18 protein-coding genes, 2 tRNA genes and 2 pseudogenes are annotated in these 20,157 nt (G+C 48.7%); 17 read left to right on the top strand and 5 right to left on the bottom strand.

Annotation, left to right across the window (positions count from 1 at the left end; translation table 11 throughout):
- Window positions 1-2: 2 nt before the first annotated feature.
- On the bottom strand, window positions 3-794 hold the full coding sequence (locus CGZ65_RS07845) for a polyamine aminopropyltransferase (protein ID WP_096295442.1): 792 nt from the start codon (window positions 792-794) through the stop codon (window positions 3-5).
- Window positions 795-1,029: 235 nt separating this feature from the next.
- Here CGZ65_RS07845 and CGZ65_RS07840 point away from each other — a divergent pair.
- The 8 genes from CGZ65_RS07840 to CGZ65_RS07805 all read left to right on the top strand — a co-directional run bounded on the left by CGZ65_RS07840 (window position 1,030) and on the right by CGZ65_RS07805 (window position 6,362).
- Window positions 1,030-1,105: transfer RNA gene (locus tag CGZ65_RS07840), tRNA-Thr, on the top strand.
- A 42-nt stretch (window positions 1,106-1,147) separates the two neighbouring features.
- Window positions 1,148-1,223, top strand: a tRNA-Thr gene (locus CGZ65_RS07835).
- A 136-nt stretch (window positions 1,224-1,359) separates the two neighbouring features.
- A complete protein-coding gene (gene panB, locus CGZ65_RS07830) occupies window positions 1,360-2,151 on the top strand; it encodes a 3-methyl-2-oxobutanoate hydroxymethyltransferase (protein ID WP_096295441.1) in 792 nt (263 codons plus the stop codon).
- Window positions 2,152-2,307: 156 nt separating this feature from the next.
- A complete protein-coding gene (gene panC / locus CGZ65_RS07825; RefSeq protein ID WP_096296138.1) occupies window positions 2,308-3,147 on the top strand; it encodes a pantoate--beta-alanine ligase in 840 nt (279 codons plus the stop codon).
- Window positions 3,148-3,324: 177 nt separating this feature from the next.
- Window positions 3,325-3,909 carry a LemA family protein gene (locus CGZ65_RS07820; protein ID WP_096295440.1) on the top strand — a complete coding sequence of 195 codons (585 nt, stop codon included), beginning with the start codon at window positions 3,325-3,327 and terminating at the stop codon, window positions 3,907-3,909.
- Window positions 3,910-4,069: 160 nt separating this feature from the next.
- Complete coding sequence (locus CGZ65_RS07815; RefSeq protein ID WP_096295439.1) at window positions 4,070-4,891, top strand: amino acid ABC transporter substrate-binding protein; 822 nt, start codon at window positions 4,070-4,072, stop codon at window positions 4,889-4,891.
- Window positions 4,881-5,597 carry an amino acid ABC transporter permease gene (locus CGZ65_RS07810; protein ID WP_096295438.1) on the top strand — a complete coding sequence of 239 codons (717 nt, stop codon included), beginning with the start codon at window positions 4,881-4,883 and terminating at the stop codon, window positions 5,595-5,597. Before CGZ65_RS07815 ends, CGZ65_RS07810 begins: the two co-directional genes overlap by 11 nt.
- 9 nt (window positions 5,598-5,606) lie before the next feature.
- Window positions 5,607-6,362, top strand: coding sequence for an amino acid ABC transporter ATP-binding protein (locus tag CGZ65_RS07805; RefSeq protein ID WP_096295437.1), 756 nt, complete (start codon window positions 5,607-5,609; stop codon window positions 6,360-6,362).
- Between the two features lie 340 nt (window positions 6,363-6,702).
- On the opposite strand, the pseudogene tnpA reads toward CGZ65_RS07805, so the two are convergent.
- Window positions 6,703-7,014: pseudogene (gene tnpA / locus CGZ65_RS07795) on the bottom strand (IS200/IS605 family transposase); the annotation flags it as partial.
- Here tnpA and CGZ65_RS07790 point away from each other — a divergent pair.
- Both CGZ65_RS07790 and CGZ65_RS07785 read left to right on the top strand, forming a co-directional pair.
- Window positions 7,004-8,146, top strand: coding sequence for an RNA-guided endonuclease InsQ/TnpB family protein (locus tag CGZ65_RS07790; RefSeq protein WP_096295435.1), 1,143 nt, complete (start codon window positions 7,004-7,006; stop codon window positions 8,144-8,146). The pseudogene tnpA and the gene CGZ65_RS07790 sit on opposite strands and share 11 nt — an antisense overlap.
- 196 nt (window positions 8,147-8,342) lie before the next feature.
- Window positions 8,343-9,440 carry a 5-methyltetrahydropteroyltriglutamate--homocysteine S-methyltransferase gene (locus CGZ65_RS07785; RefSeq protein ID WP_096295434.1) on the top strand — a complete coding sequence of 366 codons (1,098 nt, stop codon included), beginning with the start codon at window positions 8,343-8,345 and terminating at the stop codon, window positions 9,438-9,440.
- A gap of 59 nt (window positions 9,441-9,499) precedes the next feature.
- Here the strand turns inward: CGZ65_RS07785 and CGZ65_RS07780 are convergent, their stop codons facing one another.
- Window positions 9,500-11,014 carry a polyamine aminopropyltransferase gene (locus tag CGZ65_RS07780; protein WP_096295433.1) on the bottom strand — a complete coding sequence of 505 codons (1,515 nt, stop codon included), beginning with the start codon at window positions 11,012-11,014 and terminating at the stop codon, window positions 9,500-9,502.
- Window positions 11,015-11,196: 182 nt separating this feature from the next.
- Between CGZ65_RS07780 and CGZ65_RS07775 the strand changes: the two genes are divergently transcribed.
- The 7 genes and pseudogenes from CGZ65_RS07775 (at window position 11,197) to CGZ65_RS07750 (ending at window position 17,381) form a co-directional block, all read left to right on the top strand.
- Window positions 11,197-11,595 carry a DUF350 domain-containing protein gene (locus CGZ65_RS07775; protein ID WP_232507402.1) on the top strand — a complete coding sequence of 133 codons (399 nt, stop codon included), beginning with the start codon at window positions 11,197-11,199 and terminating at the stop codon, window positions 11,593-11,595.
- A gap of 16 nt (window positions 11,596-11,611) precedes the next feature.
- Window positions 11,612-12,655 carry an SPFH domain-containing protein gene (locus CGZ65_RS07770; protein WP_096295432.1) on the top strand — a complete coding sequence of 348 codons (1,044 nt, stop codon included), beginning with the start codon at window positions 11,612-11,614 and terminating at the stop codon, window positions 12,653-12,655.
- 54 nt (window positions 12,656-12,709) lie between these two features.
- On the top strand, window positions 12,710-13,447 hold the full coding sequence (locus CGZ65_RS07765) for an NERD domain-containing protein (protein WP_096295431.1): 738 nt from the start codon (window positions 12,710-12,712) through the stop codon (window positions 13,445-13,447).
- 12 nt (window positions 13,448-13,459) lie between these two features.
- Window positions 13,460-14,992, top strand: coding sequence for a DUF4178 domain-containing protein (locus CGZ65_RS07760; protein WP_096295430.1), 1,533 nt, complete (start codon window positions 13,460-13,462; stop codon window positions 14,990-14,992).
- Between the two features lie 9 nt (window positions 14,993-15,001).
- Window positions 15,002-15,163, top strand: coding sequence for a hypothetical protein (locus CGZ65_RS13365; protein WP_195690046.1), 162 nt, complete (start codon window positions 15,002-15,004; stop codon window positions 15,161-15,163).
- Window positions 15,163-15,513 (top strand): adenosylmethionine decarboxylase, encoded by a 351-nt coding sequence (gene speD, locus CGZ65_RS07755; RefSeq protein WP_096295429.1) that lies wholly within the window; start codon window positions 15,163-15,165, stop codon window positions 15,511-15,513. Before CGZ65_RS13365 ends, speD begins: the two co-directional genes overlap by 1 nt.
- Before the next feature lie 264 nt (window positions 15,514-15,777).
- Window positions 15,778-17,381 (top strand): annotated as a pseudogene (locus CGZ65_RS07750) (NAD(P)-binding protein).
- A 143-nt stretch (window positions 17,382-17,524) separates the two neighbouring features.
- Here CGZ65_RS07750 and CGZ65_RS07745 read toward each other — a convergent pair.
- Together CGZ65_RS07745 and CGZ65_RS07740 are read right to left on the bottom strand one after the other, a co-directional pair.
- A complete protein-coding gene (locus CGZ65_RS07745; protein ID WP_415906981.1) occupies window positions 17,525-18,289 on the bottom strand; it encodes an epoxyqueuosine reductase QueH in 765 nt (254 codons plus the stop codon).
- A gap of 286 nt (window positions 18,290-18,575) precedes the next feature.
- Entirely contained in the window at window positions 18,576-20,093 is a 1,518-nt protein-coding gene (locus tag CGZ65_RS07740; RefSeq protein ID WP_096295428.1) for a patatin-like phospholipase family protein, read from the bottom strand.
- Window positions 20,094-20,157 lie beyond the last annotated feature (64 nt).

The following is a 20,157-nucleotide window of genomic DNA, read 5'->3' as shown; positions in this document are numbered from 1 at the left end:
TGTTATAAATAAAAATGTTTGCCGTTGTTTTGATTGTGGGCTTTTAAATCGGCCAACATGCGTTTGAAATTCAAATCGTATAATTCGCTGAATTTGTCGGCGCGTTTTTTCAGGTTATCGAGATTTTGCTCTTTCGGGCTGCGTTGAAACGCCATCACTACCATATTGCCGTGACTTTCTGCCGGTAATTCCAACACACGCCCGTCGAATACTTTCAGTAATCGTTCGACAAAACGCTGATAGCGCTTGTCGCCGCTCCACCAATTAGTTACAAATACACCGTCGGGCGACAGCGCTTGGCGGCAGTTTTCAAAAAACGGTTCGCTCACCAAATCATCAATAATCTGTTCGCCGTCGAAACCATCAACCAAAATCACATCGGTATTGTGGCGGAACACCTTAATATATTCCGCACCGTCGGCTTGCACAATTTCAAATTTTTCACCTTCAAACGGCAATTCAAACAAACTGCGTGCCACGGCAATCACTTGAGGATTGATATCGACGGCGGTTTGCTTGGTATCGGGCAGGTAGGCATCAATCCAGCGTGCAAACGAGCCGCCGCCCAAACCGATTTGGGTAATGTGGCGCGGCGTATTTTCGGCAAACAACAGCCAGCCCATCATGGCGCGACTATACGACAAAACCAATTCGGCAGGGTGATTGAGATTCATTGAGCTTTGAATCGTCGGGCTGCCCAAATGCAGCGAGCGGATATTGCCTTCTTCTGAAATACCGACTTCGGGTAAATGCGCTTGCGGCGCGCGCAGGCGGCGGTAGGGGTGTTGGGGCATGGTGGAATCGTGAAATATTGGGAAAGTCGGTTATTTTAACAGATTTTGCGGTCTTTTTCAGACGGCCGAGACTTTTACAGAATAATTGGCCGTATGGATTTCTATTATGTGATTAGCGTGAAATGAGAGAAAGTATATTCAATTTAAAATCAAAGATTTTGGGCGTGGGTAGATTTTTTTCACGGCAGAGCCCTTGTCAATAGCAAGGGTTAAAGGCATAATGCTTTCTTCGTTAGCCGGTATAGCTCAGTTGGTAGAGCACCTGACTTGTAATCAGGGGGTCCCGAGTTCGACTCTTGGTGCCGGCACCAGTTTAAAACTGTATTGCTTTATATGCATATGCAGTCAGTTAAGCCGGTATAGCTCAGTTGGTAGAGCACCTGACTTGTAATCAGGGGGTCCCGAGTTCGACTCTTGGTGCCGGCACCAAAATCAAACAGCTTAATCATGAATGTGGTTAAGCTGTTTTTTTTATTTTTTGACACACATTTGACACGAAAGCCTTATAATGGCCTCGTTTTAACCTATATAAGGCCGTCTGAACAAGGCGGGAAAACCAGACGACATGATTACTGTGAACACACTGCAAAAAATGAAAGCCGAAGGCAATAAAATTGCCATGCTTACCGCCTATGAAGCGAGCTTTGCTGCGTTGATGGATGAAGCGGGCGTGGATGTTTTGCTGGTGGGGGATTCTTTGGGTATGACCGTACAAGGGCGCACTTCCACGCTGCCGGTAAGTTTGCGCGATATGTGTTACCACACCGAAGCCGTGGCACGCGGCACGAAGAACGCCATGATTGTGAGTGATTTGCCTTTTGGTGCCTATCAGCAAAGCAAAGAGCAAGCCTTTAATGCAGCAGCTGAATTGATGGCGGCCGGTGCGCACATGGTGAAGCTGGAAGGCGGGGTGTGGATGGCGGAAACCACTGAATTTCTGCAAATACGCGGTATTCCGGTGTGTGCGCATATCGGTTTGACGCCGCAATCGGTGTTTGCATTTGGCGGTTATAAAGTGCAGGGACGGGGCGATAAGGCGCAGGCTTTGTTAAACGATGCCAAAGCGCATGATGAAGCAGGGGCGGCGATTGTGTTGATGGAATGCGTGCCGGCACAATTGGCCAAACAAGTGACCGAAAGCGTGGTTTGCCCGACCATCGGTATTGGTGCAGGTGTGGATTGCGACGGTCAGGTACTGGTGATGCACGATATGCTGGGCGTGTTTCCGGGCAAAACAGCCAGATTTGTGAAGAATTTTATTCAGGGCAAAGACAGTATACAAGCGGCTGTAAAAGCCTATGTCGATGAAGTGAAAGCGCAAACCTTCCCTGCGCCCGAACATACCTTTGCTGATTAATCAGTAAATCAACCACAAACATGCCGTCTGAAAACTTATTATAGTTCAGGCGGCATATTTGCTTTGATCGCCGGCATTTGGTTATCATCTGCGCTAAGCGTATAATTGAGCCGTTATTTTCAAACGGCCTTGCCGCCTTTAAGGATTATTCAAATTATGCAAATCATTCATACCATTAAAGAATTGCGCGAATGGCGTAAGCAGGCCGGTAAAGTGGCTTTTGTGCCGACCATGGGCAACCTGCACGAGGGGCATCTGGCTTTGGTGCGCGAAGCGAAAAAACGCGCCGATAATGTGGTGGTCAGTATTTTTGTGAACCGTCTTCAGTTTGGCCAAGGCGAAGATTTTGATAAATACCCGCGCACTTTGCAGCAAGATGCCGATAAATTGGCCAATGAAGGCGTGGCGGTGGTGTTCGCACCGGATGAAAAAGAGCTGTATCCCAATGTCGAGCAGCGTTACAACGTTGAGCCGCCGCATCTGCAAAACGAATTATGCGGCAAATTCCGCCCCGGTCATTTCCGCGGTGTGGCAACGGTGGTGAGCAAATTATTTAATATTGTCGAAGCGGATGTGGCTTGTTTCGGTAAGAAAGATTATCAGCAATTGGCGATTATTAAAGGTTTTGTCGAAGATTTAAACTTTAATATTGAAATTGTGCCGGTCAATACCGGCCGTGCCGCCGACGGCTTGGCTTTATCAAGCCGCAATCAATATTTAAGCGAAACCGAGCGCGCCGAAGCGCCGCGTTTATACCGCGAATTGCAAAATGCTGCGGGACAATTGCAGTCCGGTAATGTTGCATATACGCAAATCGAGCAAACGGCAATAGAAAACCTAAATCAAGCCGGTTGGGTGGTGGATTATGTTGAAATCCGCCAAGCGGAAAGCTTGGAAGTGGCGCGTGTGGGCGACAAACATTTAGTGGTGTTGGCAGCGGCTCGATTGGGCAGCACGCGTTTGATTGATAATTTAGAAGTTTCATTAGATTTGTAAATATATTTATGGTTATAATAAAGGCCGTCTGAAGATATTCAAGCGGTCTTTTTTTATGACCAGTGGGAATTTTTATTCATTTTGGGTTATAATGTCAGCATAAAGGCAGTTTTATTATCTCTGCGCATCATAAAAATAAGCGAAACATACTCACGATAAAATAAAAAAGGAAACGCTATGGGAATGCTGGCAATTTTATTGATTCTTGTCTTATTGGCCGGCGTGGTTATTATCTGCAAGCAGAAGTTAATTGCCGGCAAACAAGACTATCAAGAATCCTTTATGGCCTTAAAAATTTCCTTGTCATGCCGTCATCAGGCTGCCAAACATGTTTTGGATGCTTCCCAGCTTTATCTGCTCAATGCCACCGATTTAAACGAAAATCTAACCAAAGCCTGCCAAGAAGCCGAGCAGGTATTGTCACGGACGGAACGCTCGGTGTCGGAAGAATCATTAATTACATTAAGCAAAGCCGAGAGCAAACTCACCACTTTGCTGCGCCAGTTGCAAAATCATTTGCGCAACGAATTGAAACACCGCGAAGATGCCCGCTTGAGCAATCAGCTTGAGATGCTAGAGGCGGCAGAAACCGAAGTCTTGCATACACGCCGTGCTTATAATCGCTCGGCAGAGTGCTACAACCATTTATTGCGAAAATTGCCGATGTCGTTGTGTGCGTATGTGTTGGGACACAAAAACTGTGTCGGTTTGATTAAATTTGAAGACGGCAACACCGCTCAAATGAGCAAGTACTTAATGTAAAATCCACCATACAAAGCCGTTTGAAACAGAATATTGAAATATTTTGTTTCAAACGGCTTTGTTATATGTTTTGGTTATAAATGATAGCAGAAGCATTCTTTGTGTTTGCCGCCAGTATCCATTAGAATAGCCGTTTTAAAGATACACACAGGATCAAGCGATGTTGAAAAAATTCTTATTGGGCAGTATGACGGCTTTGGTATTGGCAGCTTGCGGTGGCGAAGGTGGTTCTGCTGCTTCAAGTACGGCACCTGCTGCTAATGCTTCAGGATCTTTGATTGAACGCATTAACAATAAAGGCACCATCACCGTCGGCACCGAAGGCACTTACGCACCGTTTACTTATCACGACAAATCCGGCAAATTGACTGGCTACGATGTTGAAGTGACCCGCGCCGTGGCTGAAAAATTGGGCGTAACCGTTGAATTTAAGGAAACCCAGTGGGATGCCATGATGGCCGGCTTGAAAGCAGGCCGTTTTGACGTAGTGGCCAACCAAGTGGCTTTGACCAGCCCTGAACGCCAAGCAACGTTTGATAAATCCGAGCCGTACAGCTGGAGCGGTCCGGTTTTGGTGGCGCGCAACGACAGCACGATCAAATCGGTTGAAGAAATTGCCGGTAAAAAAGCCGCCCAATCTTTAACCAGCAACTACGGCGAACGCGCTACTGCAGCCAAAGCCGAAATCGTACCGGTTGACGGTTTGGCACAATCTTTGATGCTGATTGAGCAAAAACGTGCCGAAGTGACATTAAACGATGAATTGGCGGTATTGGATTACTTGAAAAAAAATCCGAACGCAGGCGTGAAAATCGTATGGACTGCCCCTGCTGAGGAAAAAGTCGGTGCCGGTTTGATTGTCAATAAAGGCAACGATGAAGTTGTGGCTAAATTCAGCGAAGCAATGAAAGAATTGCAAGCAGACGGTACTTTGAAAAAGCTGGGTGAACAATTCTTCGGAAAAGACATCAGTGTTAAATAATTTACTGGCTTCATTGCCGTTTATGACCGAGACACGCGCTGATTTGGTAATCAGCGCGTTTTGGCCTATGGTCAAGGCCGGATTTTTGGTATCCATGCCGCTGGCGATTGCTTCGTTTATCATCGGCATGGTAATTGCCATCATCGTGGCGGTGATTCGTGTGATGCCGTCTGAAAGTTGGCTGCACAAAATTTTACTGGGTTTGGCGAAGTTTTATGTTTCCGCCATTCGCGGCACACCGATGCTGATTCAATTGGCTGTAGTGTTTTATGGTTTGCCGGCGGTAGGGGTGTACATTGATCCGATTCCGGCGGCGATTATCGGTTTTTCTCTCAACGTCGGCGCATATGCTTCCGAGACCATCCGCGCGGCGATTTTGTCGGTGCACAAAGGCCAATGGGAGGCTGGGTTTTCCGTTGGCATGACCTATATGCAGACGTTCCGCCGCATTATCGCGCCGCAGGCTTTCCGCGTATCCGTACCGCCTTTGAGTAATGAATTCATCAGCTTATTTAAAAGTACGTCGCTGGCTTCGTTTGTGACGGTAACGGAATTGTTCCGTACCGCTTCCGAGGTGGCCAATCGCGCCTACGACTTTTTGCCGGTGTATATCGAAGCGGGCTTGGTGTATTGGTGTTTCTGCTGGGTATTGTTCCTGATTCAAGCAAAAATCGAAAAACGCTTCGACCGCTATGTGGCTAAGTAAGGGAAAATGATGATTAAAATCCGTAATATCCACAAAACATTCGGTGAAAACACCATTTTGCGCGGTATTGATTTGGATGTAAACAAAGGCCAAGTGGTGGTAATTTTGGGGCCTTCGGGTTCGGGTAAAACCACGTTTTTGCGCTGTTTGAACGCATTGGAAATGCCCGAGCAAGGACAAATCGAATTCGATAATGCCGCGCCTTTAAAAGTCGATTTTGCCCAAAAACCGAGCAAAGCCGAAATTTTGGCCTTGCGCCGCAAATCGGGCATGGTGTTCCAACAATACAATCTTTTTCCACACAAAACCGCTTTGGAGAATGTGATGGAAGGATCGGTATCGGTGCAGGGCAAAGCTAAAACCGAAGCGCGTGCCGCTGCTTTGGCCTTGCTGGACAAAGTAGGATTGGGCGATAAGGTCGATTTGTATCCGTATCAATTGTCGGGCGGCCAGCAGCAGCGTGTCGGCATTGCCCGCGCATTGGCGATTCAGCCGGAATTGATGCTGTTTGACGAACCGACTTCCGCGCTTGATCCGGAATTGGTGCAAGATGTGTTGAACACCATGAAAGAGCTGGCGCAGGAAGGCTGGACGATGGTGGTCGTCACCCACGAAATCAAGTTTGCCATGGAAGTAGCCGATATTGTGGTGGTGATGGATGGCGGCGTGATTGTCGAGCAGGGCGCGCCGGAAGTGTTGTTTGACAATCCGCAACACGAACGCACCCGCCGCTTTTTGCAGCAAATTCGTGCCCAGCATCGATAATTTGTTATCAGGCCGTCTGAAAGAGTATCGTTCAGACGGCTCGAGACCTTTGCAAAATTCCCATCTTTGTCACATTTCTTCGTTATGCGCAGCTCGAAAGCTTGCTTATCTTCATGATCTGTCTGCGCTTTCTGTTCTCACTTCGAGCTGCATTCAAATCCTGGTTTTGCAAAGGTCTCTGCCTTTATGAATTTGAATTACGCGAATGCGTGAATTTTTCATGTCTTTTTGACTTCAGGTCATTAATCAATTCATTTATCAGGCTGCGCCGTAAAACTTCGCCGTTCACGGCGGAGATATAAGGCGCGGACTGCGCTAGCAGTCCTAAAATTGTTGGCATTCAGTCAGGCGTATTTTGCTGCTCAATGTACTGCCGAATAATGGTAATCGGCGCACCGCCACAGCTACCTGCAAAATAAGATGGGGACCACAACGCATCACCCCATAATTTTTCTTTGATGCTGGGATAATTTTTCTTTCTAATCATGCGACTGGATACACCTTTTAGGCTATTCACGAGTTTTGAAATAGACACTTTGGGCGGATAATTCACAAGCAAATGGACATGGTCATCTTCGCCGTCAAATTCCACAAGCTGCGCTTCAAAATCGGTACAAACGCTTTCAAAAACACCGCGCATCATGCAGATACTCAAAGCCTTTAAATTTGAACTGATGCCCAACGGCGAACAAATCCGCAAGATGAAACAGTTTTGCGGTTGTTCGCGCTTCGTGTTCAATCGTGCTTTGGCGTATCAAAACGAGCGGTATCAACAAGATAACTCGTTTAAATTCAGTTACACCAAAATCGCTAACCTGCTGCCTGAATGGAAACATGAGCTGGTTTGGTTAAAAGATTGCCACAGTCAAGTTTTGCAGCAGAGTTTGAAAGATTTGGAAAGGGCATTCAAAAACTTTTTCGCTAAACGTGCAGACTTTCCTAAATTCAAACGCAAGGGTGATAAGGACAGTTTCCGCTTGCCGCAAGGCTGCAAATTGGAGCAAAACAATAACCGTATTTGGCTGCCAAAAATTGGTTGGGTGCGTTATCGCAACAGCCGACACGTTTCAGGCAGCCTGAAAAACGTAACCGTTAGCCAAAAATGCGGCAAATGGTTCGTTTCCATTCAAACCGAAACCGAGCAGGAAATTCCACAGCCAAACGGCGGCGAAATCGGGATTGATATGGGGGTTGCCAAGTTTGCAACGTTGTCTGATGGGCAGTTTTTTGAACCAATCAATGCGTTCAAAACCTTGAAAGGCAAACTGGCGAAACTGCAAAAGCAGTTCAAAAACAAAACCAAATTTTCTAAAAATTGGCAGAAACTCAAAGCCAAAATTTCAAAGTTACACCACAAAATTGCCAATATTCGCAAAAACTACCTGCACCAAATCAGCAGCGCAATCAGCCAAAACCACGCGATTGTGTATGTGGAAGATTTGCAAGTGACGAATATGTCCAAATCTGCCAAAGGTAACGCAGAGCAGTACGGTAAAAATGTTGCAGCCAAATCGGGTTTGAACCGTGCGATTTTAGACCAATCTTGGTTTGAGTTCCGCCGTCAGTTGGACTATAAGCTATTGTGGCGCGGAGGGCATTTGGTGGCTGTTCCGCCGCAAAATACCAGCCGTTGTTGTCCAGCTTGCGGACATACCGCCAAAGATAACCGCCTAACACAGAGCTTGTTTGAATGTGTGGAATGCGGCTATCAAAATAATGCTGATGTAGTTGGAGCAGTCAATGTGTTAAAGCGCGGTCAGGCAATCTTGGCAGCGCAACAGTAAAACGAAGTTTCAGGGCAGGGCGTGTCCGTAGCGTCTGTGAAGTGAACCGTGCAGTAAGGCGGTCAGCAGCAGAAACCCACCGAAGCGATTTGTGAATGGCAGGGTGCCGTTCACAAACGCCGTAGGAATTCCCTCCCTTCAGGGAGGGAAGGACGTCAAGCTTGACGACAAATAAACTTCATTTGAGGAATCTACCATGAGTAAAACCTTACCTTTGCGTGCCGATACCGTCGGCAGCTACCTGCGCACTGAAAACCTGAAAAAAGCGCGTACCGGATTTGCCGAGGGCAAAATCAGCCGTGAAGAGTTGACCCGCGTGGAAGACCAAGAAATTGCCAAACTGGTGCAAGACCAATTGGATGAGGGCATTCAAGTGATTACCGACGGTGAGTTCCGCCGCTCATGGTGGCATATCGACTTTTTGGAAAACCTCAACGGCATCGAAGGCTTTGTACCGGAGCAGGCTTATGCGTTTAAAGGCACCGAAGTGCGCAAATACAATACGCGCTGCAAGGGTAAGTTGTCTTGGAACGAAAACCATCCGTTTATCGCCCATTACAAAGCCTTGGCCGAAATCGTCGGCGACCGGGGCATTGTGAAATACACCATTCCCAGCCCGAACCAATTGATGTATCCGTTTATTTGGGATACCGGCGTCTATGAAAGCAAAGCCGCATTCTGCGAAGACGTGCGCCAAATCTATAAAGACGTGATTAAAGCGTTTTACGATGCCGGCTGCCGTTATCTGCAAATCGATGATGTGTATTGGGGTACCTTGTGCAACAATTTCAGCAATCCTGAATTTGATTTTGAAGCCAGCAAACAATTCGCATTGGAAAACATCCAAGCCATTTTGGCCGACAAACCGGCCGACATGACCATCACCACCCACGTTTGCCGCGGCAACTACAAATCATCTTATTTGTTGAGCGGCGCATATGATCCTGTAGCGCCCGAATTGTTCGGTCAAACTGCGTATGACGGCTATTTTTTGGAATACGACAACGAGCGTTCTGGTGGTTTCGAGCCGTTGAAATACTTCAACGACAACCCACACAAAGGCCGCATCGTGTTGGGTCTGATTACTTCCAAATTCCCTGAGTTGGAAAGCAAAGACGAAATCAAATCACGCATCGCCGAGGCTGCAAAAATCGTGCCGCTCGACCAATTGGCCTTGTCACCGCAATGTGGTTTTGCTTCAACCGAAGAAGGCAACATCATGACCGAAGCCGAGCAATGGGCGAAAGTTCGCTTGGTGGAAGAAATCGCTGCTGAAGTGTGGGGTGAAGACTAAGGTTAAAATATAGGCAAGGCCGTCTGAAACCCAATGTTTCAGACGGCCTTGTTTTCAGCCTAACGAATCACGCTATTCCAATCCTGTTCAAAATAGCTGACTAAAATTTGATTGTTCAAATAATTGGGCTGCACATCGCGCCGTGCCATATCGGGCGGAAAGTGGAACATTGCCGCGGTGGTTTCGGCATTGAGAAAACGCGTCGGTACATCATAACGCTGGGGAATCGGAAAATCATTGTCCGCTGCCGCCAACACAAAGCCCCATTCGCCAAACGAAGGGACATAAACATGATAAGGCGCGGTGTACAAACCTGCCGCCTCCAGCGTGGCGACCACCGACCAATAAGCATTTGGTGCAAAATATGGCGAAGTTGACTGCACTACAATACGGCCTTGCGGTTTCAGATGGCGTGCCACCAAGCGATACATCGGCACGGAATAAAGTTTGCCCAAGGAAAAATTCGACGGATCAGGCAAATCAATAATCACGACATCAAACTTATCTTGATTGGTCTCCAGCCATTTGGCCGCATCATCGTTGACGACGTTCATTTTCGGGTGCGACAACGCGTTTTGGTTGAGTGCGCTTAAGGTGGCGGAAGTTTGAAAAGTGGCGGTCATGTCGGGATCCAAATCCACCAGTGTGACTTTTTTTACTTCGGGATATTTCAATACTTCCCGCGCGGCCAAACCGTCGCCGCCACCGAGTATCAGGATGTTTTCCCGCTGCGCACTCATCTGCATGGCAGGCAAGGCCAAAGCCTCGTGGTAGCGCACTTCATCGCGCGATGAAAACTGCAAATTGCCGTTGATATACAGGCGCGTATCGTCTTTCCAACGTGTCACGACTAAGCGCTGATAGGGAGAATGGCTTTCATACACAATCGGGTCGCCGAAGTAGCGTTGCTCGGCTTGGAAGGTGATGCGGTCGGCGTATAAAAATGCTGCCGCTAAAATCAGCAGCACCGCCGTCGCGCGGATTTGCAACGATTTGTAGTTTTTCAATTCTGCTTTAAACACGTGCGCGGTCAACGCTGCGACGGCCGCATTGAGTAAGCCGAACAACAGGGCCGAGCGCGCCATGCCCAGCTTAGGGGCGAGTATCAACGGAAACAAAAGCGAGACGGCCAACGCGCCCAAATAATCGAAGGTCAACACTTTTGCCACCAACTCTTTGAAATCCGCTTTTTGCTGGTTCAACACGCGCATCACCAGTGGGATTTCCATACCGACAATGGTGCCGACAATCAACACAAGCGCATAAAGCAAAGTGCGAAACGGTGCGGCAGAAAAACCGAATGCCACAAACAAAGCCAGTGCGGAAACGCCGCCGATGATGCCCACCAGCAATTCGATTTCGATAAAACGCGCCAGCGTATCTTCGTCTTTGACGTATTTCGACAAATGCGCACCAATGCCCATCGAAAAAAGATACAGGCCGATGATGGATGAAAATTGCAGAATGCTGTCGCCCAAAAGATAGCTGGCGAGCGCGGCTAAAATGAGTTCGTAAGCCAAGCCGCAACTGGCGACGACGAAAACGGAAATAATAAGCGTGCGGTTGAGTTTCATGTTTCAGACGGCCTGTAGCGGATAAGACGGCGATATCGTGTTTTAAAGGTATTGAGGCCGTCTGAAAAACACAACTTAAAAAATCAACGTTTCAGACGGCATGTGCATTGTCAGCAGCGCATAGTCAATGGCATAATCAGCAAAAATTTCCGGTAATTATACCAAATCAAAGGATGTCTATCGTGAGCATTTCTCCAGCCCAGTATTTTCTGTATCTGCAATACATGCTTGCCGGCGTGGCGATGACGGTGGTGTTTGCCGCGGTTTATCTGCGCATCACACCCGCCGAAGAATTGCGCCTGATTAAAAACGGCAATTTGGCCTGCGCGTTGTCATTCGGCGGCGCATTGGTCGGCTTTTGCGTGACCCTGGCATCGAGCATTTCCCACAGTGTCGGCTTCACCGATTTTATTTTATGGGGCTTGGGTGCGGCGGTGGCGCAGATTTTGGTGTATTTTGCCTCGACCTGTATGATTAAAGGCGCCAATGAAGAATTGATTAACAATAATGTCGCGGTGGGCGCGCTGTTCGGCGCGGTTTCGGTGTCTATCGGCTTATTAAACGCGGCGTGTCTGACCTAATATTCGGGAGCAAAAAATGGCTTTATTCGATTTTATCAAAAAACAATTTATCGACGTCATCCAATGGCCGAATCCGGACGAGCGCCTGCTGATGTGGCGCTTTCCCATGCAGGATGAGGAAATCCAAAACGGCGCCAGTCTCACCGTGCGTGAGGCGCAGATGGCGATGTTTGTCGATGAAGGCGTGACGGCAGACGTATTCGGTGCGGGACGCTACACGCTCAATACGCAGACGCTGCCCGTGCTCACCAACTTGAAAAACTGGGATAAATTATTCCAATCGCCATTTAAATCAGACGTTTATTTCTTTAACACCAAGCAGCAGCTTGCCCGCAAATGGGGTACCGCCCAGCCGGTAACCGTGCGCGATTCGGAATTCGGCGCGGTACAGTTGCGCTCGTTCGGCATGTATTCCTACCGCGTGAACGATCCGGCCAAATTCTTCAAAGAAGTTACCGGTGTGGCTGCGGCATACAGCGGCGAAGAACTGGAAGCGCAATTGCGCAATATCGTGGTGACGCAATTGGCCACCGCCTTCGGTACATCGGGCATTCCGTTTCTCGATATGGCGGCTAATCAAGTGCTGCTGTCGCAAAAAATGGCCGAATTGTTGGCCGCCGAATTTGCCAAACTGGGCTTAATACTGGAAAACTTCACCGTTGAGAGTGTTTCCCTGCCTGAAGCCATTCAAGCGGCCTTGGATAAAAAAATCTCCATGGGCGTGATTGGCGATTTGGGCAGGTATGCCCAATACCAAACTGCCGAAGCCATTACCAAAGCCGCAGAAAACGAAGGCGGTTTGGCCGGCATCGGTGCGGGCATCGGTGTCGGCGCGGGTGTGGGGCAAACCATGGCCGGCGCGATGGCCGGTATGCTTCAACCGAACCAAGCCCAAGCGGCACCGGCCAATCCGGTTCAGACACCGGCAGACTCTGCCGAAGATCCGCAAAGCAAGCTGGCCAAACTTAAAACCTTGCTTGATGAAGGCCTGATTTCGCAAGAAGACTACAACCAAGCCAAAGCCGAAGTGTTGAAAAAATTAATCGGCAAAGATGAATAGGCCGTCGGAAAAGGTTTTGGTGTTCAGACGGCCACCGTTGGGGAAAACAACACAATGGAAAGTCTAATTATTTTTGTCATTGTGGTTTGTTTTGTGTGTATGCTGTTGGTTGGAAAGGGCTCTAATCAGCCGAGTAGACGCAAAAAAACACGACAAAATAGCAATCAAAAGAAGCAAAGTAATCTAAATAAGGAAGAAAAAACTGCACTTAAAGGTGCGATAGGCGAGCAGATTATTAAAGTACAAGTTTTATCAAAGCTTGATACAGCACGTTACCGTTATTTTCATAATCTAATTGTGCCTATAGATGGTGGTAGTACACAAATCGATAATATTGTTATTTCACCTTATGGAATTTTTGTGATTGAAGCAAAATATTTTCAAGGTTGGATTTTCGGGGCGCCAAATCAACCTAGATGGACGCATACCTTACCTTCCGGCAGTAAGTTTTCGTTTCAAAATCCGTTAAGGCAAAATTATAAGCATATCAAAGCATTATCTAAATTGTTAGGGCTTTCGGACAAAGAATTCCATTCGATTGTTGCATTTACTCATCGTAATTGTCAGTTGAAAACAACATTTCCGGAAAATGTATGTTTGGTTTCTGATTTTATTCCTTATGTTCAGAAACATGACAAGGAAGTTTTCAGTATTGAGCAATGCACTGAATTTTGTAGAATTTTATCAAACCCTGATTTTGAAGCGACGCCTGAGCGGATTGAACATCATGTTCAATCATTAAAACAAAAGAGACTTCAGCCGTTCACCATGTCGTCTGAACTTTCCCGATAAAACAAAATATCCATGTCAACAACGCCATTTTTCAAAACCGATTGCCCAAGCTGCGGCGCACCGGTAGAAGCGTATTCGGCCACCGCGGTGACGCTGGTGTGCGGCTACTGCAACAGCATGCTGGTGCGTCAAGACGACAGCATCGTCGATACCGGCCGCGATTCCGCGCTGCTGGAAGATTTCAGCCCGCTGCAAATCGGCACGACGGGACGTTACCTGCGCGGGTTTTCGATTATCGGCCGGCTGCAGGCGCGTTATGATGGCGGGGTGTGGAACGAATGGTATGTGTTGTTTGACGACGGGCATAACGGCTGGTTGTCGGAAGCAGGTGATTTGTATGTGATGACCATGGCCGAACGCTTGCCCGAATCAGCGCCGAAGTTTCACGATATTCGTGCCGGATTCAGCACCTTAAACCACAACGGCAAGCAGTTTATGGTGGCCGACGTGCGTGAAATCAGCTTGAGCCAGGCTGCGGCTCAGGGCGAATTGCCGTTTCGGATTCAGGGCGAAACGGTCAGCCGCGTGGCCGACTGGCGTTGCGAAAACCTGTTTCTGACCTTGGATTATGCCGAAGCCGAGCCGCAAGCCTTTGTCGGCCGCACGGTCAAACTCGATGATTTGTATTTGGCCCATACCCGCAGCGACGATCAAATCCGCGAAACCGCAGGCCGTCTGAAAGGCTCGCGGCAGGCGGAAGATTGTCCGAATTGCGGCGCACCGGTGCATTGGGTCAACGGTATGGCCGAGCATATTGTCTGCCCGAGTTGCGCCAGCCGGTTGCAGGCAAGTGAAGACAAAATCAATCTGATTGAAGCCAACCACATGCGGCAGGCGCAGGAAAAGCTGTTTATGCTGCCGGTGGGCAGCAAAGGCCGTCTGAAAAACCGCGATTATTATGTGATGGGTGCGGTGCGTTACAGCGAAACCGACGCGCAGGAAACCTTTGACAAAATGTTCGGCATGGCCACTCACGCGTTGGTACCGGAGAGCTGGTGGGTGGAATATTTACTGTATCACCCGCAGCACGGGTTTAACTGGTTGGTGCAAACGGAAGACGGCGAATGGAGCATCGCCGAAACACTCAACGAATGGCCGCGCTTGAACCAATACAACCAGCCGCAAGGTTGCGAAAAGCTTTACGATTACGGCGGCCGTGTCGAAGTGGCGGCAGGCGCGTTTTATTGGCAGGTGCGGCAGGGCGATTTGAACTATTACACCGATTACCGCCAAGGCAGCGGCAAATTGAGTGCCACATTGTCGCCAAATGAGTTGGCGTGGAGTAAAAACACACCCATCCGCTACGATGAAATCGTCCAAGCCTTCGGTTTGACACAAAGCCGCGCCCCACAATACACCGCCAATATGCGCTCCGACGGCGTGAGCAACGGCTTGCGCTTATTGATGGTGGGCATTTTGCTGTTGGTTAACGCACCGGCATGGCTGATGATGAACTCGGAGCAAATGTTTGACGAATCGATGATTCCGACCATCATCGGTATCGCATTTATTTGGTTTTTAGGCCGCAGCAGCGACGACGATTAGGAAAACAACATGTCTAAAATCGCTTATATTATGTTTGCTTCGCTGATTGTGCTGATGGTGACGCTCAACAATTATTCCATCGTCAGCGACAGTGATTCCGGCGGCTCGCGTACCCACGGCGGCGGCTATGTGGGCGGCTATGTCGGCGGTTCGGCCGGAGGACACAAATAATGCAGCCCGAAAACCACGGTTTGCTGGATTTATACGGCTGCCATGTCGAATCACTGAAAGACGAAGGCCGTCTGAAAAACTGGCTTACCGAAGCAGCGCAAGCAGTGGATGCGACCATACTCGGCAGCCATTTTCACACCTTCGGCGGCGAAGGCGGTGTGACCGGTGTATTGTTATTGGCCGAATCACACATCAGCATCCACACTTGGCCGGAGCACGGTTTTGCCGCGGTGGACGCGTTTGTCTGCGGCAGCAGCGAGCTGGAAACCGTGCACCAACTCTTGCAATCAGCTTTACAGGCCAGGCACAGCGAATGGACGGTACACCGCCGTGGCAGCGGTTTGGGCTGATTTTTGATTCATTAAGGCAGTTTTCAGACGGTCTGAGACTTTGGCTAAAGCATGCTTAAATGTTCAATGCCCAAAAACAAAACAATGTCATCCCGCAAAGGCCGGAATCCATTTTTGAGTGCGGCAAGTTGTTGCATAAATATCTATCTCAAATTTTAAGATAGATTCCGGCTTTTGCGGTAATGACGTCGTTTTTATATACGTTGACGTTAACAGGATGATTTCAAAAATCTCAGGCCTTAACCTTTCTTCCGAACACCACCCATGAACACCACCCGCCGCCAGTTTCTCGGCTATACCGCAGCCTTAACCACCGCCTCCCTGTTTTCCTATCTCGGCTACCGCCATTTGAATAACGCACCGACGGTATCGGTCAACCGTGTCGGTTTGCCGATGGGGCATTTGCTGCGTGACGGCAAATTGTCGGTTGAACCGAAAAAACATTATCAATGCGATACTCTGATTTTGGGCAGCGGTGCAGCGGGCTTGAGCGCACTGTGGTATTTGGCGAAACACGGCCACCGAGATATATTGCTGGCTGAAGGTTTTGAGCCGGACGGTAACAATGCCGCCTACCGTTTTTCAGACAGCCTGATTGCCCCCCGCGGTGCGCATTATTTGGCCATGCCGTCAAAAGAAAGCAGCCATATCCACGATATGCTGAGCGACTTTGATATTTTGCAGGCCGACGGCAGCTATCGCGAGACGGATTTGGTGCATGCGCCCGAAGCGCGTTTATTTTACGGTCAAATGTGGCAGGCGGATTTGCTGCCTGAAGACGATGACGACAGCCGCCGCTTTTTTGCTTTGATAGGCCGTCTGAAAAATGCCTACGGTAGTGACGGCAAAAAATCTTTGCCATTCCCATTGCTTTGTCTTCTCAAGATACACAATGGCGCGCGCTCGATAAACTGACTTTTGCGCAATGGCTGAATCAGGAACGTTACCAATCGCCGACCTTGCGCTGGTATCTCGATTACTGCTGCCGCGATGATTACGGGCAGGGGATTGGGCAAGTGTCGGCGTTTGCCGGATTGCATTATTTTGCCAGCCGCAACAGCGCTGATACGGTGTTGACTTGGCCGCAGGGCTTGGCGTATTTGTCGGCCAAGTTACGCGAAAAAAGCAGCTTGCAAACTTTGCATTCATGGCCGTCTGAAAACATAATCCGATTGTCGCAGCCGGCTTCTGTCGAGGCAACCGCTGTCAAGATTCGTGAGCATTCAGACGGCGTGGACGTTTTGTTGTACGACCATGCCAGTAGCGAAACCTATGCCGTCACCGCCCGCCATGTCATCAGCGCCATGCCTTTAATGGTGGCGGCGCGCATCATCGACACACCGCAGCAATATGGTTTGCACACGCCCGAATACGCCCCGTGGCTGGTGGCTAATTTTGTGCTCAACCGATTTCCCAAAGAACAAGGCAACAGCGAATTAGCGTGGGACAACGTGGTTTACGGCAGCCCGTCGCTGGGCTATGTGGTGGCCACGCATCAACATATCCGCGTGGACAAACCTGAGCACACCATTTTCACCGCCTACACTGCGCTTAACCACGACACCCCGCAAAACATCCGCCGTTGGCTGCAGAGGGGCGACGACCAAGCATTGTTGGATATGGCTGCCCAAGATTTATTGAGCGTGTACGGCAAATCATTTTGGCAACATGTCGGCCACATCGACCTCACTTTGCGCGGCCATGCCATGAGCGTACCGAAAGTCGGCTATCTTGACGATGAAAACTTACTGGCGCTGCGGCAGCATCACTCCAAATTATTGTTTGCCCACAGTGACTTAAGCGGCTATTCGGTTTTTGAAGAGGCGGCTTATTGGGGGATAGAAGCAGCGAAGAAGGTGTTGGCTTAAAGATTAATGAATATAAAAGGCCGTCTGAAAGATTTTATCTTTCAGACGGCCTGAGCTGTAAGAAAAGCTCCTTCAAAAGCCAGTACACATAAAATTGCCGTCATTAGTTTCTGCAAAGGTCTCGACTTATTTTAAAACCGGTATTATTTATCCACTTTAATCGCTTGCGGCTCGTAAATCGTTGATTCATCGCCGTAATACAGCTTGCCAATTTTAATCGGAATGCGGCCTTGTGATTTGCGGTGTTTGTTGGAATCACGCAGGGAATAAGCGCAGCCGCAGTATTCCTGTTGGTAGAAGTTTTCGCGCTTGCTGATTTCAATCATGCGTGCGCTGCCGCCGCTTTTGCGCCAGTTGAAATCCCAATACACCACGTCGTCGAACAAATCCGCCGCGCGGTGGCCGCAGCCGTTGATTTGCTTCATGTCTTTCCAGCGGGAAATGCCCAGAGAGCTGGTGAACACGGGAAAACCGTTGTCGTGGGCGTATTGCGCGGCTTTGACGAAGCGCATGTCGAAACACATGGTGCAGCGGATACCGCGCTCCGGCTCGAATTCCATGCCTTTGGCCAGCTCGAACCATTCTTTGCGGTCGTTTTCATAGTCGTCGTCTTTATCGACAAAAGGGATGCCGAATTTTTCCGCAAAACGCAGGTTTTCTTCTTTGCGCAGCATGTATTCTTTGTGCGGATGGATATTCGGATTGTAGAAATAAATGGTGTAATCGATACCGCTGGCGAGCATGGCTTCCATCACTTCGCCGGAACATGGTGCACAGCAGGAATGCAACAGCACTTTTTTGTGACCTTCGGGCGGCGTGAGTACGGGGCGGTCAATGTCGGTGACGATTAATTTTTCGTTTGGCTCATGGTTTGATTCTGTGTATTGAAATGTTTCAGACGGCCTGATGAATGGGTAGGCTGAGGCTTGTGTAAAACCCCGGATTTGAGTGCAGTTCAAAGTTAGCGCAGCGCCGAAAGTGAAGACATCACAAAAATAGGCAAGATTTCGAGCAGCGCCTCACGAAACGAAGAAATGTGTCAAAGATGCGTTGTGTCAAGGTATCAGGCCGTCTGAAAGGATAAATGGATGGGCTATTTTAGCAAATTATATGTTCAACTGAAAGGCCGATAAAACATCAAGGCCGTCTGAAGTCTTTGTTTTTGCAATCATTCAGACGGCCTTGATGTGTGGTTTATGGTTGCGCCGGTAATTCAAATTCGCCGGAATCGGTGGTATTCACTTGATTTATTTCTTCAATGGAAAATGGATTTTCCACCGGTTTCATTTTGGGATTGTTTTCCATCGCCGATTCGGTTTGGCTAAACAAAGCTTCGGCATTCGGTTGGGTGGATAATTCTTTCAACAAGCCCTGATATTCTTTGGAATGCTTCATCAATTCGGCGGCAGCGGTACGCAGGTTATCGACATCTTCACCCGGCAGGTAGAAACTGGTCGGAATATTCAACACCGTCTCACGCAGCGGCGACTCAGGCAAATCGCGCAGGCTCAGGCTGACAAAGGTCAGCGAAATCGGATTGCCGTTGGCATCTTTATATTTGGCTTCGTTCCAGCGGTCGGTAAAGGCGCGGAAGCGGCGCAGCGATTCCTGCGAATATTTGCCGATCGGAATGTCGATAATCGCATTCACCACATCGCGCATACCGGGCACAACGGCGGTTTTGTCCAAACCGCTGTTGATTTGATTTTGCGCGTTGACATTAATCACCACAATGCGTTTGATTTTATGCGTGCCTATTTGTTGCACCAGCATATTGCTTGAATACACTTCGGTCATGTCGAGCAGGCTGCGCATACCGAGATTATCGGTCAGGCCGCCATCGAGCAGGTGGATGTAAGGGCGCGATTGGCTGTCGCTGTATTGCGCGATGCTTTCGGCAACTTCTTTACGCGTGATGCTCTGTTGAGTGTTTTTGTTTTTCTGCATGGCCGTCTGGATACGTTTCGGCGGCGTATAGTTGCAATTGCCGCCGTTGTTATTGAGCGTAAGCGGCGCAAACACCACTGGTACGGCACTCGAAGCCGCTACCGCACGAGCAATACTCAATTTGCTTAAGTTCAAGCACATCGGGTCGAAATATTCTTGGGTGAAATTGATGCGTTCACCTATGCCCATGTCTGTTGCGCTGATGATGGCAAACGGGCCTTTGCGGCGTTTTTCCAAATCTTCAAACGTGGTTTTGCCAAATAAATAGGTTTCAAACTGTTCTTGCAGCAAATCGCCACGGCCGAATTCAGGCGAAGCCAAGCGTGGGATATTGGTGGCGGAAAATGCCTGTTTGATGACTTGGCTTTGGAAATTCTGGCTTAAGAAACGTTTATAAAAGCCCGGAATCGTATTCGTACCATGCAGCGAGTAATAAGCCGCTAATACTGAGCCGCCGGATACGCCCACTACTAAATCGACGTTTTCCAGTAGGGATTTTTTCTGGCCGTTGATGCTGACCTGTTGCTGGTGGAGCTGCTCTAACACACCGTAGCCCAACGCCGCTGCACGTGTGCCGCCGCCGGAAAACATCAATACCATTAAGGTATCGTCTTGATTTTCTTTATTGGCGTTTTCAAAACGATAGCCTTGGTTCAAATCCACTTTACTGATGGTTTCGAGCGGTTGGAATTTGACCAGCGAACAAGCCGGAAGCATGGCGGCGAGCGAGACCGTAAGGATGAGTTTGGCAGTTTTTTTCAACATGATGATTTAATCGGAAATAAAGAGAAAAATATTGAATCTGTTTTTCAGACGGCCTTGTTTATTC

The sequence above is a fragment of the Neisseria weixii genome (assembly GCF_002327085.1).
GTDB classification, from domain to species: Bacteria; Pseudomonadota; Gammaproteobacteria; order Burkholderiales; family Neisseriaceae; genus Neisseria; species Neisseria weixii.
The sequence above is the reverse complement of the archived record's forward strand: the minus strand, read 5'-3'. Positions and strand labels throughout refer to the sequence as shown.

What these genes read in the sequence shown, in the direction of transcription:
- CGZ65_RS07765 (WP_096295431.1), top strand. Translation starts at nt 12,710, where the DNA reads ATGGAAAGTCTAATTATTTTTGTCATTGTGGTTTGTTTTGTGTGTATG.
- panC (WP_096296138.1), top strand. Translation starts at nt 2,308, where the DNA reads ATGCAAATCATTCATACCATTAAAGAATTGCGCGAATGGCGTAAGCAG.
- CGZ65_RS07805 (WP_096295437.1), top strand. Translation starts at nt 5,607, where the DNA reads ATGATTAAAATCCGTAATATCCACAAAACATTCGGTGAAAACACCATT.
- CGZ65_RS07740 (WP_096295428.1), bottom strand. Translation starts at nt 20,093, where the DNA reads ATGTTGAAAAAAACTGCCAAACTCATCCTTACGGTCTCGCTCGCCGCC.
- speD (WP_096295429.1), top strand. Translation starts at nt 15,163, where the DNA reads ATGCAGCCCGAAAACCACGGTTTGCTGGATTTATACGGCTGCCATGTC.
- CGZ65_RS07785 (WP_096295434.1), top strand. Translation starts at nt 8,343, where the DNA reads ATGAGTAAAACCTTACCTTTGCGTGCCGATACCGTCGGCAGCTACCTG.
- CGZ65_RS07770 (WP_096295432.1), top strand. Translation starts at nt 11,612, where the DNA reads ATGGCTTTATTCGATTTTATCAAAAAACAATTTATCGACGTCATCCAA.
- panB (WP_096295441.1), top strand. Translation starts at nt 1,360, where the DNA reads ATGATTACTGTGAACACACTGCAAAAAATGAAAGCCGAAGGCAATAAA.
- CGZ65_RS07760 (WP_096295430.1), top strand. Translation starts at nt 13,460, where the DNA reads ATGTCAACAACGCCATTTTTCAAAACCGATTGCCCAAGCTGCGGCGCA.
- CGZ65_RS07845 (WP_096295442.1), bottom strand. Translation starts at nt 794, where the DNA reads ATGCCCCAACACCCCTACCGCCGCCTGCGCGCGCCGCAAGCGCATTTA.
- CGZ65_RS07780 (WP_096295433.1), bottom strand. Translation starts at nt 11,014, where the DNA reads ATGAAACTCAACCGCACGCTTATTATTTCCGTTTTCGTCGTCGCCAGT.
- CGZ65_RS07815 (WP_096295439.1), top strand. Translation starts at nt 4,070, where the DNA reads ATGTTGAAAAAATTCTTATTGGGCAGTATGACGGCTTTGGTATTGGCA.
- CGZ65_RS07820 (WP_096295440.1), top strand. Translation starts at nt 3,325, where the DNA reads ATGGGAATGCTGGCAATTTTATTGATTCTTGTCTTATTGGCCGGCGTG.
- CGZ65_RS07790 (WP_096295435.1), top strand. Translation starts at nt 7,004, where the DNA reads ATGCAGATACTCAAAGCCTTTAAATTTGAACTGATGCCCAACGGCGAA.
- CGZ65_RS13365 (WP_195690046.1), top strand. Translation starts at nt 15,002, where the DNA reads ATGTCTAAAATCGCTTATATTATGTTTGCTTCGCTGATTGTGCTGATG.